Origin of the sequence: Tautonia rosea, assembly GCF_012958305.1 — a bacterium.
Classification (GTDB): Bacteria; Planctomycetota; Planctomycetia; order Isosphaerales; family Isosphaeraceae; genus Tautonia; species Tautonia rosea.
In genome coordinates this window covers 490102-504846 of the sequence record NZ_JABBYO010000004.1, presented here as the reverse complement: position 1 = coordinate 504846, position 14745 = coordinate 490102, and the positions used below count along the sequence as shown (strand labels likewise).

Sequence of the window (14745 nt, the reverse complement as noted above, 5' to 3'; positions counted from 1 at the left end):
CGGCGTTTTTCTATCCCGTCCGCACGCCTCGGCTTGGGTAAATCTAAGTGCCATTCGTCACTCAAACCCCATCAACCTCGACCCGCGATCGCCTCGCCCGTTGCCGGACCATAACGCCTGCCAACCCACTCAGGCCCAATCCCAGGATGATCATGCTGCTCGGCTCCGGAATCTGTCCCAGATCGCCCCGAATGTCCGAGGCAACGATCCGGAAGTTATCCATCGCCGCATAACCACCATTCAGTAGGTCGATCTGAATCGTCACCTTGCCGTTCGTCGATTGCGAGGCATCCAGTGGCAGCAAGAGCGTCGTCCAGTCGAACACCGATCGCGCCGAGGCCGTCCCCGACGCGTCAATCTGATCCAGAATCGTTCCGTTGCCAAACAGCCCGTTCACCCCGGTCGGGTTGTCGTACAGCGTGAACCGGAAAACCGGCACCGCCCCCGGCGCCACAAACGGACCACTCCACGCACTCAGGTCAATACTCGACACTGTCAGTTGGAAATTCAGGTACCGTCGGCCTCCCGTGTCAAACGAAAGGCCAAGCAAATCGTTCTCATAACTCGACAACATCCCCAACGCGTAGTTCCCTCCAATCCCCGATGGGTCCGAATAGCCCGTTCCAAACGCCTGGGTTCCGGTAATCAACAGCGTCTCAACCGTGTTTCGCTGGGCGAACTGAAAGCCGGGCGGTTGATTGCCATAAAGCTGATTCACAGTCCGAAAAATATTCACATCCGCGCCGTCGTTCCGAAACCCGGTGGGGTTCTCAAAGTTCTGCACATACAAAATTTCCGCCGATTGCACCGGGGCCGCCACCGCAAGCATCATCGCCAGTCCAAGCAGCGTACCGAAGCCTCTGGAAACCATGATGACCGTTCGCCTCGAAAAGGTGGGGGGAAAACCTCGCAGGGAGAACCAACCTCCCTCACCCCTTCTAACGCTCCGATTGAACACGCCCCCGTGATCGCATGCCACCTCCCCGCCCCACCCTCGCCCTTCACCCAATTTGGAAAATCGCCTCTTCTTTCCTATTTTCCACAATTAAGCATCGTTCCATTCGCGATGATATTGACGAACGACCCGCGTTCTCGTTCCCCGGCAACACACTCAAAGCACTCCCCCGTTGAATCCGTATCCTGGAGCCCTGCTCATGGCCGCCGCCACTCTGAAGCAAACGATCGCCAACCGTCTCAACGCCCTTCTGTCGACCGGTCCCAGAACGACCGAAGGCAAGGCCCGGTCGAGCCAGAACGCCCGAACCCACGGTCTTTCCCGCATCGGCACCCGACCGCCCGCGGATCTGGCCTCGGCCATCGACGAACGCAACGCTCAGTGGCGCAACGACTACCGCCCCGTAGGCCCCGCCCAGCTCTGGCACTTTGACCGCCTCTGCGCCGAGTCCATCCGACTCGAGTTCTGCGAGGCCCGCATCCTCGCCGCGCGCTCCGAACGAGCCCAGCGGGCCGTCGAATCCTGGGACGACGACCGCGCCTCCGAAATCGCCCGCCTCGCCCATCGGCTCGCCCATCAACCGGATCGCATTCAACCGCAATTGCTCCAAAGCAAGCACGGCGTCCTCTGGCTCCTGGAGCGCTGGGACGAGGTCGCCGACTCCCTCGCCCGCCACAAAGGCTGGACCTTCGAAATCTGGAACCTCGCCCTCGACCTGCTCGGCGTCCCTGCCTTCGCCCGAGACGGCTCCGGCCCCTGGGACCTCGACCCCGAGGACAAGTCCGAGGCCCCCGGCCTCGCCCTCGTCGCCCAATCAACTGCCGCCCTGCGCGATCGGCTCGACACCTTCCTCAACGCCCGAGACGAGCGTACCCAGGCCGACGCCGCGCTCGGCCTCGATGCCGATGATCCCCCCGCCATCCGCCTCCTCGAACGCTACGCCGCCGACGCCCGCCGACGCATCCTGAATGCGACCAGGGAGTTGCACCGTCTCCAGGCCCTCAACACCAGTGCTTCGCCCTCTCGTGAGACTCCCCCCGGCCCCCGACCCGAGCGCGCCTCCCGCCAGTCCCATCCCGAGCGATCCGTCGATGCGTCTCCCCCATCTCCTCCAATCGCATCGTCCTCTGGCCCCCCGATCGCCCCAAGCTCACCCGCGCGAAACGAACCCGCCTCCACCGCTCCCTCGACGCCCCGCCCCGAGGCCGGTTCCCTCCGAACGGTCCTTTCCGAACGTTCCAGCCCCCTCAACCGCCGAGCTCGCCGCGCTCTCGCGGCAAAGGCTCGACGGTCCTGAGCCCGATCGACGCCCCCATCCGCTCTGCGGCGCCTGCCCATTGGCTTCCGGAGCGTTCTCCGTCCGCGCCCAAGTTCGATCCCGGTCGTCGGCTTGACGCTGGTTGCCCCGACCGAGAACAATAAGGCCGCCGCCCGACCGTCCCGCCCGATCATCCTCCCTCCCCCAAAGGCCCGCCGATGCCCCCCGTGCCGACCTCCCGCCGCCTCGATCTCATGGGAGTGCTCGGGGTGACGCTCTGCTGTGCCCTCTGGGGAGGCAACGCCGTCGCCGTCAAGTACTCGGTCCCCGACATTCCTCCCTTCGGCTGCGCAGCTTTGCGGTTCCTGATCGGCTTGCCGGTCGTCGCCTCGGTTTGCCGGATCATGGGACAGCCAATGTGGGTCGATCGCCGGCACACCAAGCTCCTGATTGCTCACGCGCTGATTACCGTCCTCCAGATCGGCACCTTCAACCTCGGAACCAGTCTCAGCCTGGCGGGTCGAGCGTCGGTCTTCATCAATGTGCATCCCTTGATCGTCGCTCCTCTGTCGTGGCTGTTTCTCGGAGAGCGGCTTGGACCTCGCGGCGTCGCAGGGCTGATCGCTGCGACCCTCGGCGTGACCGTCCTGCTCTCAACCTCAGTTCAATCGGGTGGCAACCTATCGGGAGACGCTATCGTCCTGCTTTCCGGCATGATCTTCGGCGCCCAGACGGTCGCTCAGAAGTGGACCTTCCCCATCATCCGACCGGCCACGCTCCTGTTCACGCAGTACGTTCTGGCCATCCCCATGTTCTTCGCCATCAGTGCCGTCTTTGAAGGATTCGGCTCCTACCAGTTCACGACGGGAGCCTGCTGGGGACTGCTGTATCAAGGCCTGGCCGTCTCGGGGGTCGTCTTCACGGTCTGGATGTTGCTCCTCGCTCGATACCCGGCCAACCGGATTTCCACCCTCGCCTTCATGACCCCTTTGTTCGGCATCGCCGCCGGTACATTGGTCCGGGGCGAGCCTTTCCGCTGGGAACTGGTGGTCGCGGGGGTCCTGGTCGGCTGGGGAATTTATCTGGTCTCCCGAGAGCGGTTCGAGCACCGCCAGTCCCCTGCGCTCGCCCTTCCAGGAGAAGACGCCCCCTGAGCTTCACCCCCATCTCCGAAAAACAAGGGACTAGCCTCCAGCCTCCTGGCGCCTTCTGATAACAGAGGGGAATCCCGGTTCTCTCCCGAGCCGTCGACGCGGCCCGAGGGGTTTCTTTCTCCGCGGCACCTGATCGAGACGAGGCCCGCCATGAAGACTCCGACTCCAAATCCGAATCCGACCCCACCAAACCGATCCCGCCGAACCTTCCTCCAGTCGGCCTCGGCCGTCGGACTGGGAGCCGGGCTCGGCCCCTGGGCAACGCTCGGCAGCATCACCCCGGCCCGAGCCGCAGAGATGGTCCTCGAACCCGACGCCGTCCGCTTCCGTCCCGAGATCGAGCCGGTCGTCCGATGGATCGAGGACACCCCGCGCGACCAGGTCATCGACGTGGCCGTCGAACAGCTCGACGCCGGTCTTTCCTACCGAGACCTGTTCGCCGGTCTCTTCCTGGCCGGCATTCGGAACATCAAGCCCCGTCCCGTCGGCTTCAAGTTCCACGCGGTCATGGTCATGAACTCGGCCCACCTGCTCGGCCAGACGGCCCCGGTCGAAGACCGCTTGCTCCCCATGTTCTGGGCGCTCGACAATTTTAAGTCGTCGCAGGCCCAGGACGTGCAGGAAGGGGACTGGATCCTGGCGAAGGTCGATGAGGCCCACCTCCCGACCCCTTCCCGAGCCGTCGCCGAGCTGCAATCCGCCTTCGACGCCTGGGACGCCGACGCCGCCGACACCGCCACCGCCGCCGTCGCCCGATACGCCGGGACCGCCGAGGCGATGGAACCCTTCTGGCACTGCGCCGTCCGCGACTGGCGGAACATCGGCCACAAGCCCATCTTCGCCATGCAGTGCTGGCGGACCCTCCAGGCCATCGGCTGGGAGCATGCTGAGCCGGTCCTTCGCTCCCTCTCCTATGGCATCCTCGACACGCAGGGCGGCTCCGCCTCGGCCGAAGGTCCGTATGAGCCGAACCTCGAACTGGCCCGGTCGATCCGCTCGGATTGGGCCCTCGGCCGCCGCGACCCCGGCGCGACCGAAACCCTCCTCGACGCCATCCGCTCCAGCGCTCCCGAGGAGGCCAGCGCCGAAGCTGCCCGCCTGCTCAATGATGGGATCGCCCCCGAATCCCTCTGGGATGCCGTCATCCTCGCCGGCAGCGAGCTGCTTGTCCGAGAGCCGGGGATCATCCCCCTGCACGCCGTCACTGCGGCCAACGCCCTGCATTACATCTCCGGCGCCGCCGCCGACCCGACGACCCGCGTCCTGGCCCTGCTTCAGGGGGCCGGCTGGGTCCCCTTGTTCCGCAGGCGGATGAACCTCGACGCCTCTCCGGTCCTCACCACCATGGAGGCGATCGCCCCCGAAGGCAGCGGCGACGAGGCGATTGCCCAGATCTTCGAGGCCATCAGCGACGATCACCGCCGCGCCGCCGCCTTGATCCTCGGCTACTTCGACCAAGGTGGCTCGTCCGACGCCCTCTTCGCCGCCACCCGCCACTCCATCTTCCGCAAAGGCCGCGACAGCCACGACTACAAGTACGGCGCCGCCGCCTGGGAAGAACACCATCTCGCCTCCGACCCCCGCTGGCAACCCGCCATCGCCGCCGCCCTCGTCGGCAAGATCCCCGGCTCCGCCACCCGCGACAGCCCCCTCATGCGCCGCGCCCAGGAGGCCGTCGCGAGGATCAGCTGAGGTGCCACGAATCTCCCTCTCCCCAGGCCGTACCGGGGAGAGGGGATCTTGAGCCACGGATGAGGGGGGGAAGGGAAAGAGAGAGGGGAGAATGGAGAAATTCAGAGAATAGATCGATCGAGATCGGTTACCAGGAGGGATCAAGATGTCATAGAGTTCAATACACAAGGCGACGGAACTCGACCTTGGCTCGACCGTAGTTGATCAAAAGACCGACCTTGATCCATCCCGCTGGCTTTCAGTTCGTTGGGCAGTTGTGGTTCATCTTCGGGGTTGTCGGTCTTGGCGACTTTGAGTTCGACAATGACTCGGTCTTCCACGAAGAGATCCTCCTGATAATCACCAACGACAACCCCTTTGTAACTCACCTTGATCTTTGCTTCGAGTTCCGCCCTGATCCCCCTCTTGATCAACTCCACCTGCATCGCCTTCTGATAAACCTTTTTCCAAAAACCTATATCCCAGCACCCGAGAGACTTCAAACGCTGAACTAAGAATCTCTCTTGAAATTTCCTCTTGTTCCAACATCTCGCGCTTCCCATGAAAATCTCATCACTCCTCTTTCCATCCGTGTTCAATCCGTGGCTCAAAATTCCCCTTTTCACGCCGCCACCGTCTCCGTCAGGAACCGGCGCGTCGCCTCCTGGCTCGGGTTCTCCAGCACCGCTCCCGGCGGTCCGGACTCGACGACCACGCCGCCGTCGAAGACGTGGACGACGTCGGCTACCCGCCGCGCGAAGCTCATGGCGTGCGTCACGACGATCATCGTCTGTCCATCCCTGGCCAGGTCGGTCATCACGGCCAGCACCTCGCCGGTCATCCTCGGATCAAGCGCGCTGGTCGGCTCATCAAAGAGAATGGCGCGCGGTTCCATCGCCAGCGCTCGGGCGATCGCCACCCTTTGCTGCTGACCTCCGGAAAGCTGATGCGGCCGGGCGTGAATCCGATCGGCCAGACCGACGCGGGCAAGCAGGGCGATCGCCCGATGCTCGGCCTGATCGCGATCAATCCGCAAAACGTGAATCGGCCCCTCAGTCACGTTCTGCAAGACCGTTCGGTGGGGAAACAGGTTGAAGCTTTGGAAGACCATCCCCACCCGTGTCCGGATCTGCCGCAAGACCGCCTCGCGGCGGCGATCTGCCAGCGAGGCATCAAGCGGCAGGCCATCCACCACCACGGCTCCCCCCTGGAACCGCTCCAATCCGTTCAAGCAGCGCAGGAACGTACTCTTGCCACTGCCCGACGGACCGACCACCACCGCGACCTCGCCGCGGCCCACGATCAGGTTGATGCCTCGAAGCACCTCAAGGGCTCCGTGCCGCTTGACCAATCCAGACACCTCGATCATTCAGGGGCCCCCCTCTTTGTGACGCGCACCTTGGCTCCTCCTCGGAGCCGTTGCTCGGACCATCGGGACAACCACGACAACGGCAGACTCATCGCCAGATACAGCACAGCACACACAAGAGCGAATTCGAGCACTCCCCCCGTACTATTGGCGAGAATCTGGTACTGCTTGCTCAACTCGACGATCGTGATCACCGAGCAGACCGAACTGTCCTTGAACAGGGCGATGAAATCATTGGTGACCGGCGGAATGACAATACGCACCGCCTGCGGCACCACCACCCGCCGCAAGGCCAGCCACCTCGGCATCCCCAACGCCAGGGCCGCTTCCATCTGCCCGGCCGGGATCGCCTGCAACCCCGCCCGGTAAATCTCCGCCTCATACGCCGAATAATTGATGGCAAGCCCCACAATTCCGGCCACATACGGTGGCAGATTCGCCAGGTAGAACAGGACAAACAGCTGAAGCATCAAGGGTGTGCCACGAATCAACTCCACATAGAGTGTCAATGGCACGCGCACGAACGCCGGGCCATAAAGACGCCCCAGTGCCACGACCAACCCCACGAGAATCGCAATGGGCATCGACACGACCGACAGGAAAATCGTCGTCCCAGCCGCCCTCAACAAATGGTCCCTGTACTTCCAGACGAGCGCCCAGCCCCGTTCCGACTCCCGGCTCAGACTGACGATCTCGGCAGACAGTTGCTCAGCATCCAGATCAATCAATCGTTTCTGGGCATCGGTCCAGATGTCATATTTTCGATAAATGCGTTCAAGTGTTCCATCATCGATTAATGAGACAATTCCCTGATTGATCGCCTCGGCAAGTGGCCCATCGTTCTTTCTCACATAGATGACGTAATATCCAAGTCCTTCGGGAGGACCGATGGTTTGCAGTTCCGGAAATTGCGGCTGATAGAACCGAGCGGCGGGCAAGTCCTGGAGGGTGGCATCGAGCTGACCGCTGAGCACCTGGATCATTGCGTCAGTCGCGCCGGTGTAGGCCCGAACCTCGACCGTACCCTCGTGCTGTTCCTCGGCAAACGTCTCGGCCGACGACCCGCCGAGCACCCCGACCCGCCATCGGCTCCCGCCCGGCTTCGGTTGCCGCAGGTCGTCCCACGATTGGATTGACGATCCCTTGCGCACCATCAACTGGAGCTGAAAGAGGTAATACGGCCGGGTCGCCAGATGATTCCGCACCCGGGCCGGGGTCAGCTCGTAACCGTTGACCACCATATCGACGTTGCCGGCTGACAGGACATTGAGGAGCTGATCCCACTGTCCTTGAGCAAGTTCGGCCTCGACCCCGAGCCGATCGGCCAGGGCGTCCATCAGCTCGACCTCGAAGCCGATGAGCCGGCCAGGGTCTTCCGGGTCGAGGTAGGCGAAGGGGCCGCCCCCTTCCATGTCGGACCCATACGTCAATCGGCCCGACTGTTCGATCCGTTCCAGGGTCGTCTGACCCTCAACCGGTCCGGTGATGAAGGCGATCGGCACGAGCAAGGCGAGCCAGGCGGGGCAGGGCCGTCGGGGGGGCTGGGGAGAGGAGGCGTGGCGTGGGCGGCCGCGATCGATCCTCGACGGCAAGAGGGAAGGGGGACCGGACGGGGGTTCTTCCATCAAGCGACCTCCTGGGCTCGGGTCCGACGGCGGACCTCATCGAGCGGATGGCGATCGAAGCAGCCTCGATCGACACAAGTTTATCGTTCCCGTTTTTCGACGCGTCGACAAGTGGGAATCGGGAAAAGCAGATCCACCCACACCCCTCAAGCACGTTCGATCCCACTGGAAACAATCCTTAGCCCATCACATTCGATCGCCGGACCAAGGGTTGATCACACCGCACCGCCGGGGCGATTCGGAGACCAATCTCGACCGGGTGATGACCGGAACCGTCGGGCGGGCGGGCTCGACACATGAAAGATCATCGATGATTTCCTGCCTGAGTTCGCATCGGCAATCGAAACGGGGACGCGACCCCACTCAGGATCGCGTCCCCGGTGTCAAGTCAGCCCTGCACGTCCCGATCGGTCAGGCCTTGGCCTGGCCTTCGGCGAAGGCGGAGTCGAAGGCACGGCCGGCGGCGGGGAACATCATGGTGCGGCGGATGAAGGCGGCGGCCTCCTCGGCGCCGTACTCGCGGTCCATGCCGGGGTCTTCCCACTCGACGGAAAGAGGGCCTTCGTAGCCGATGTGATTCAGCTCGCGGGTAATCTCGGCAAAGTTGACCTGGCCGCGGCCGGGGGAGCGGAAGTCCCAGCCGCGTCGGGGGTCGCCGAAGTCGAGGTGGGAGCTGAGCAGGCCGGTGCGGCCGTCGAGGGTGGTGGCGACGTCCTTGACGTGGACGTGGTAGACCCGCTTGCGGATCTTCGGGCAGCGGAGGTACTGGACCGGGTCCATGCCTTGCCAGAGCAGGTGGCTCGGGTCGTAGTTGAAGCCGAACTCGGGGCGGCCGTCGACGGCGTCGATCGCCTTGTGGGCCGAGTACATATCGAAGGCGATCTCGGTCGGGTGGACTTCCAGGCCGAACAGGATCCCTTCTTGCTTGAACACATCAAGAATCGGGTTCCAGACGTCGGCGAACTTCTGATAGCCGGCGTCGATCATCGAGCTGGGCGTCGGCGGGAAGGCGTAGAGCATGTGCCAGATGGAGGAGCCGGTGAAGCCGTTGACGACCGGCACGCCGAGCTTCGCGGCGGCTCGGGCGGTGTTCTTCATCTCCTCGGCGGCCCGCTCGTTGACCCCCTTCGGGTCGCCGTCTCCCCAGACGTGGGGCGGAAGAATAGCCTTGTGCCGCTCGTCGATCGGGTCGAGCACGGCCTGGCCGACCAGGTGGGCCGAGATGGCCCAGCAGCGCAGGTTGTGCCGTTCGAGCAGGTCCTTGCGTTGCTGGCAGTAGCCGCTGTCCTTCAGGGCGAGGGAGACATCGAAGTGGCCGCCCCAGCAGGGCAGCTCGATGCCGTCGTAACCCCACTGGGCGACCTTCGGGGCCCAATGCTCCAGCGGTTGATCGGCCCACTGGCCGGTGAACAGCGTGATCGGACGGGCCATCGAGGCTTCCTCCCAGAGAGTCATCGACCTGGACAAAGGAGAGAATCGTACGTCCGGACCGAACATCGAGCCGGCCCAAAGGACGCGATCCGAGGCGGGTCAACCGATAAACCTAGAAATTGCGGAAGGGGAAGTCAATGAGCACCCGCCGAGCGTTGCGAATGACACCCCGGGGTCACGGCGGGTTCCTTACCGTCTTCCGGTTCTTCGTCCTCTCAGTGCTCAGAAGTCAATCGGGGAATAAGGGACGAGGGCCATTCCAGAGACGGTTCGGTTCGGGTCGTCCCAGTCGGGGTCCTGCCGACGATCGAGGAGCTGGGTGATCGCTGAGGCGATGCGTTGAGAGACGGCCGCACGGTAGGGTGAATCGGCCTGGAGAAGATCGGCTTGCGAGCGGTTGAGCAGGCTCTCGGGACGGACAGGGGGGAGCCCTTGACGTCGGGCCAGGTGTTCGGCGAAGGTGCGGTCGCCGCGATCGGTGGCAAGGAAAGCCGCCTCGCCGCTGGCTGCGGCGGTGCCGATCCGGAGCAGGTCGGTCAGGTCGTCCGCCCCGCCTTGAAGCGCCTGCTGAAACTGGCTCAGCTCGGCAATCAAGGTATCCAGCTCGCGACGGGTCATGAGCATCTCGATCGTCACCAGGGGCTGGCCGTGGATGGCTTCGGCGATCCAACCGCGACGGACCGAGGGGGCCCGGCGACCGTCCTGTCGGGGGTCGGGGCTCGGATCAGGCCGGGGTTGACCGCCGTGAAGGTCGACGAGAACCGGGGCGATCTGGTTGAGCTTCAGGCCTCGCCGATCGACGTAATCTTGCAGGCGTCCCTCGGCCTCGGCGTCGAGCAGAGCTGCCAGCTCTCGGGCGGCGAGGACGCGGTCATCAATGATCGCCCGAAGTGTCGGCTTGAGGGCCGAGGGGTCACGCAAGGAGGGCCGGACGGGGGGAATGGGTCGCTCGAAGTTGGCCGAGCGATCGCGGGGGAGGAACGACCCGGAGGCGAGGGCATTCCACTGGCTCCGGTAGCGCTCGGGCTCGTCGCCGCGGAGGTCGTCGCGCTCGATGGAGACGGCGGCGATGGTGATGCGGTGCTGCCGAGCCCAGTCGGCCAGAGCCTCGGCTCGGACGGCGTCGCGGTCGTGGTCCGGAGCGTCGCCGATCAGGACCAGTAACTTCGTGGCCAGGTCCCCGTCTCGGCCGGTCGGCCAGACGAGGTGATCGCGATCGCGGCCCGATCCTTCGGGAGGGGCGGGCAGGGCCGCGGCCACGCCGTCGAGCACCGCCTCGGCCACGCTGCCATCGCCTCGGGAAGCCGACTCGATCCGGTCGAGTGCTCCGCGAAAGACCCGAGGGGACGCGAAGGGAGAGACGATGCGGACCGCGTACCCGAACGTCGGGTGATCGTCTCGGAAGGCGACGAGGGCGAGGCGGAGGGTCACCTCCTGGCGAGTCGCTTCCTCGACCAGCTCCGAGGCTAGGTCGCGGGCGCTGTCGATCGAGGCCTGCATGGAAGCGGTCGTGTCGATAACGACGGCGAGATACATCTGCCGGAGTGATCGCTTGAGGAAGTCGGGCGGCTCGCTCGGAGGAGGTGGGGGCGGGGCACGATCGGCAACGAGGCTCGCGACCTCGAAGATGGTTCGGTTCGAGCCATCCGGCTGAGGGATCGAGTCGCTGGAGAGAATCGGGAGGCCGAGGGTCGGCTCGGCGAGGGGTCGTTGATCGTCCGAGGTCTCAGTCTCGGGTTCCTCGCCTTCGATCGGGCAAGCGTCGCCGTGATCGGGGCAACGGCGACCGGCGAGGGCGTCGAGCAGGCAGGAACGATCGCGGTAGATGACCAACGGGGGCCGAGCGGCCCTTGAGGTCGGGCGAGCCATGAGCCTCGTGTTCCAGGCAAGGACGCCGGAGTCTGGGACCCAGCCGATCGGCGGCCCCTCGGCCGGGCCGACCTGAAGGGATCGCGTGGCTTCGGGAGCGGTCGGAGCGTCCTCGTCGAAGACAAACTGGATGGCGTAGTAGTCGAGGTCGTCACCCGAGGTTGGGCTTTTCGGGTCGGGCCGGAACCGGGGTCGGAGGCCGAGTTCCCGGACAAGGACCTTGCGGCGGAGGCCGTCGTCGGTGCGAAGGATGCCGTCGGTGGTTGGTTCGTCGGAGTCGGTCGGGATCGGGGTCTCCCGGTCGGCCAGTTCGGTGTTCCGATCCGCTAGGCTCGTGCGATCGGCCGAGGCGCGAGGCCCTCCGCCGATCCAGGAGGCCAGACCGACCATGCCGCCGATCAGCAGAACAGCCAGGTAGAAGACGGGCATCCGGTGGAGCGGCGGCATCGGCTCGTTCCTCGACAGCCCGAAGGGATCGAATCAGAGTAAGAGCTCGGTGAACCCGGACAGGCCGATCGGCTCTCGGCTGGCAAAGGGCTCGGCGTGCTGGACGCCGACAACGTGTCCCCAGAATCGGCTGCGGTCGGCGACGCTGTCGATCACGCTCGGTCGACCTTCCGGCTGATTGTCAACGAGTTGCGATCGGTAGCAGCGGAGGGCGGCAAGCTTTGCCTCCTGCTGGTCGCTGATGTCGAGGACGAAACTCGGGCGCTCAACTATCTTCAGGTGGACACTGAAATAATACAGGATTCGAGCCGGATGGAAGGGGGTGCCGGGGATGTCCGACTTCGACAGCTTGCTCCAGAAGCGGGCATCTTCGATCAATCGGGTCGCGGCGAGGTGGTCGGGATGGGCATCTTCCCAGTAGGGAGCGAAGATCAAGCGGGGCTGCACGCGACGAAAGACAGTCGCGACCGCTCGGCGATGCTCCAGGGTGGGTTCGAGGCTGCGGTTGGGCAGGCCGAGGTTCGCTCGCCAGGGGTTGCCAAGATGGGCGTTCGCCTCGGCCGTTTCGGTCTGGCGCGTCTCAACCGAGCCGAGTGGAGTCGGCTCGCCGCTGGTCAGGTCGAGAATCCCGACGGACCAACCTTGCTGGATCAATCGGAGAACCGTGCCGCCCATGCCCAGCTCCGCATCGTCGGGATGAGGGGCAATGACGAGCGCATCAAGCGACTTGGGGTGGTCCATCGTCTGGTCACGAGAGGTGAGGAGAGGGTCGATCGGCCCGTACGAAGGGGGCATCACTTTAGCAAGTGAACCCGTTCCTGGGAATTCGGAAGCGAGCGATCCCAGGATTGCTCCTCGGAGATCGCGGGAGGGGCCGATCGCATTGATTCCCAGCTTCGACCGGTGATGCGCTCGACAACACGAATTCCCGAGAGCACCACGGCCATCGTCCCCTGCCCGGGAAAGACCGAGTCGCCGACGACCCAGAGGCCGGGGCCGAGCACGTCGGAGCCAACGGCCAGGAAATTACTGTTGCGCCGGGAGACGGGAGGCCCGCCGACCGCTCCTCGGGTCCTCCTCGTGTATCGGGAGAAGCTGCGAGGGGTGCCGAACTCGGCATGGACGAGGGAATCGGGAGCATTGGGGAGGGCCTGGCCGAGTGCGGCGATCATGCGGCGGGAATAGTCCGCTTTGTTGACGACATGGTCGTCGGCCGAGAGGCCGTCCCAGTCGCTGGGGCGGGTGTGGGTCGAGAGGGTGGCGATGCGGACGTCGGGGGGGCCGTAGGCGGGGTCTCCAGGAGGGGAGAGGGAGACGAGGACGTTGTTGCCGTCGTGGATCGGTGCAAGGTGGTCGCGGAGGACCTGATAGAACAGGGGGCCGTCGTCGGGGACGGCCTCGCGACGGATTGCCAGGTAGGCCGTGAAGGCGCTCCAGGCGGCCCGGGTTTGCACCTCGCGACGAGCAAGCATCCCCTCCAGGTCGCGGCCGAGCAAGCGAGCGGCCAGGTCGATCGGCAGGTTGAAGGCGACCTGACGGGCGGCGAGGCGCTGGCGGCGTCGAGTGATGACCTCGAAGCCGCCGTGGCCGTCGGGCTGGACGCGATCGACGAGCGTGGCCCGGCGGAGGGTGCCTCCCATCGCCTCGAAGCGCTCGCCGATTCCCTCGGCCAGCCCCTTCATACCGCCAACTGGGCGGCTCATGCCCATCCGGTAGGCCTGCAAACAGGCTGAGGCGTTGGCGAAGGGGACGGTTTCCGGCCCGGCCTGCGCGGTGTCCTGCAGGAGCATCGCCACAAGGGCTCGGAAGGGGCGATCGTGAGCGAGCCCGAGCACGCGCATCACGTCGAGGACGCTCAGGGGCCAGGTGCTCGCCGCGAGGAGGCCGCGGGGGCCGAGGACACGGAGGTCGTGCACGAGATCGCCGAGCGACCGGGCCGGGAGCCTCGGGATATGGTTGGCACAGGCAAAGAGGGTCGAGCCGACGGCCTCCTGGAGCCTCCAGAAGCGGGTCCGGGCGCGGTCGAGTCCGGGAAAGGCGGCGCGGACGTTCTGCTCGAACTGGGAAGAGTCCGGCACGATGTCGAGCGTCCGGTCGGGCAGGCAGACGCGGTAGCTAGGCGTGCGGGCTCCCTCGAAGTCAAGGCCGATGGCACGGAGGAGGCCGCCGACCGGCTCATCAGGCCCGAGGCCCATCAGAGCGGTGGCTCCGGCGTCGAAAGTGTACGGACCGCGATCGAACCAGCCGGCGCAGCCGCCGAGCTTCGTATGGGCTTCAAGCAGGCTGACCCGCAAGCCCTGTGCGCGAGCAAGCGCCGCGGTTGCCAAGCCTCCCCATCCCGAGCCGATGACGATGAGATCGTCCATTGCCCCTCCGATCGGAGAACCGCCGAAGCCGATCGCCTCCCATGATTTTTTTGGGCGATCTTGACCCGGATTGAGTGTAGGCAGGCGGCGAACCATCGAAGATGATGGACGGGGAGATTGACAGGATTGGACCCAGAGCGGTCTATTCGGGGGAACGGATCCCGAGCGGTTGAGCAAATCGTTTGCGACGACCCCAGCATCACGGTTCCCGATCGTGCCAAGCCGGAGGGAGTACGGAGTCTGATGCCCGAGTTTGTCACCCTGGCCCGTCTGGAGGACCTGCCGCCGGGATCGTCGAAGGAAGTCGAATACGAAGGGAAAATCGTTGCGTTGTTCAATCTCGATGGAGCGATTGTCGCCGTCGATGGGATCTGCCCGCACCAGGGAGGCCCACTGGCCGATGGGGTTTGCCGGGGAGGGGTGGTGACCTGTCCCTGGCACGGGTGGCAGTTTAACCTCAGGGACGGCCGCAGCACGACCTTCAACTCGATCCGGATCCCGGTGTTCGAGGTTCGCATCGAAGGTGAAGCCATCCAGGTTGCCGTGACCTGACGTCGGAATTCCTGAGTTTCCTGAGTCCTCGTGATCGAAGCCGCCGGG

At 64.8% G+C, this 14745-nt stretch carries 12 protein-coding genes; 4 read left to right on the top strand and 8 right to left on the bottom strand.

The window, feature by feature from the left end; translation table 11 throughout:
- Window positions 1-61: 61 nt before the first annotated feature.
- Window positions 62-871 (bottom strand): PEP-CTERM sorting domain-containing protein, encoded by an 810-nt coding sequence (locus HG800_RS09575; RefSeq protein ID WP_169976200.1) that lies wholly within the window; start codon window positions 869-871, stop codon window positions 62-64.
- A 283-nt stretch (window positions 872-1154) separates the two neighbouring features.
- Between HG800_RS09575 and HG800_RS09570 the strand changes: the two genes are divergently transcribed.
- From HG800_RS09570 to HG800_RS09560, 3 genes are all read left to right on the top strand, one after another.
- On the top strand, window positions 1155-2252 hold the full coding sequence (locus HG800_RS09570) for a hypothetical protein (RefSeq protein ID WP_169976198.1): 1098 nt from the start codon (window positions 1155-1157) through the stop codon (window positions 2250-2252).
- A 188-nt stretch (window positions 2253-2440) separates the two neighbouring features.
- Entirely contained in the window at window positions 2441-3367 is a 927-nt protein-coding gene (locus HG800_RS09565; RefSeq protein WP_169976196.1) for a DMT family transporter, read from the top strand.
- A gap of 150 nt (window positions 3368-3517) precedes the next feature.
- Complete coding sequence (locus HG800_RS09560; RefSeq protein WP_169976194.1) at window positions 3518-5059, top strand: hypothetical protein; 1542 nt, start codon at window positions 3518-3520, stop codon at window positions 5057-5059.
- A 140-nt stretch (window positions 5060-5199) separates the two neighbouring features.
- Here the strand turns inward: HG800_RS09560 and HG800_RS27320 are convergent, their stop codons facing one another.
- The 7 genes from HG800_RS27320 to HG800_RS09525 all read right to left on the bottom strand — a co-directional run bounded on the left by HG800_RS27320 (window position 5200) and on the right by HG800_RS09525 (window position 14145).
- Window positions 5200-5664: a GxxExxY protein gene (locus HG800_RS27320; protein ID WP_206352190.1), complete on the bottom strand. Its 465-nt coding sequence runs from the start codon at window positions 5662-5664 to the stop codon at window positions 5200-5202.
- Complete coding sequence (locus HG800_RS09550; RefSeq protein WP_169976192.1) at window positions 5661-6407, bottom strand: amino acid ABC transporter ATP-binding protein; 747 nt, start codon at window positions 6405-6407, stop codon at window positions 5661-5663. Before HG800_RS09550 ends, HG800_RS27320 begins: the two co-directional genes overlap by 4 nt.
- The gene (locus HG800_RS09545; RefSeq protein WP_169976190.1) at window positions 6404-8032 is read right to left on the bottom strand and encodes an ABC transporter substrate-binding protein/permease; all 1629 of its coding nucleotides are present in this window, start codon (window positions 8030-8032) and stop codon (window positions 6404-6406) included. The genes HG800_RS09550 and HG800_RS09545 overlap by 4 nt, the downstream gene beginning before the upstream one ends.
- A 411-nt stretch (window positions 8033-8443) precedes the next feature.
- On the bottom strand, window positions 8444-9463 hold the full coding sequence (locus HG800_RS09540; RefSeq protein ID WP_152051664.1) for a sugar phosphate isomerase/epimerase family protein: 1020 nt from the start codon (window positions 9461-9463) through the stop codon (window positions 8444-8446).
- Window positions 9464-9685: 222 nt separating this feature from the next.
- Window positions 9686-11779, bottom strand: coding sequence for a vWA domain-containing protein (locus tag HG800_RS09535; protein WP_169976188.1), 2094 nt, complete (start codon window positions 11777-11779; stop codon window positions 9686-9688).
- A gap of 33 nt (window positions 11780-11812) precedes the next feature.
- On the bottom strand, window positions 11813-12520 hold the full coding sequence (bshB1, locus tag HG800_RS09530; RefSeq protein WP_169976186.1) for a bacillithiol biosynthesis deacetylase BshB1: 708 nt from the start codon (window positions 12518-12520) through the stop codon (window positions 11813-11815).
- A gap of 53 nt (window positions 12521-12573) precedes the next feature.
- On the bottom strand, window positions 12574-14145 hold the full coding sequence (locus HG800_RS09525) for a phytoene desaturase family protein (RefSeq protein ID WP_169976184.1): 1572 nt from the start codon (window positions 14143-14145) through the stop codon (window positions 12574-12576).
- Between the two features lie 243 nt (window positions 14146-14388).
- Here HG800_RS09525 and HG800_RS09520 point away from each other — a divergent pair, with 243 nt between their 5' ends.
- A complete protein-coding gene (locus tag HG800_RS09520) occupies window positions 14389-14697 on the top strand; it encodes a Rieske (2Fe-2S) protein (RefSeq protein WP_169976182.1) in 309 nt (102 codons plus the stop codon).
- Window positions 14698-14745 lie beyond the last annotated feature (48 nt).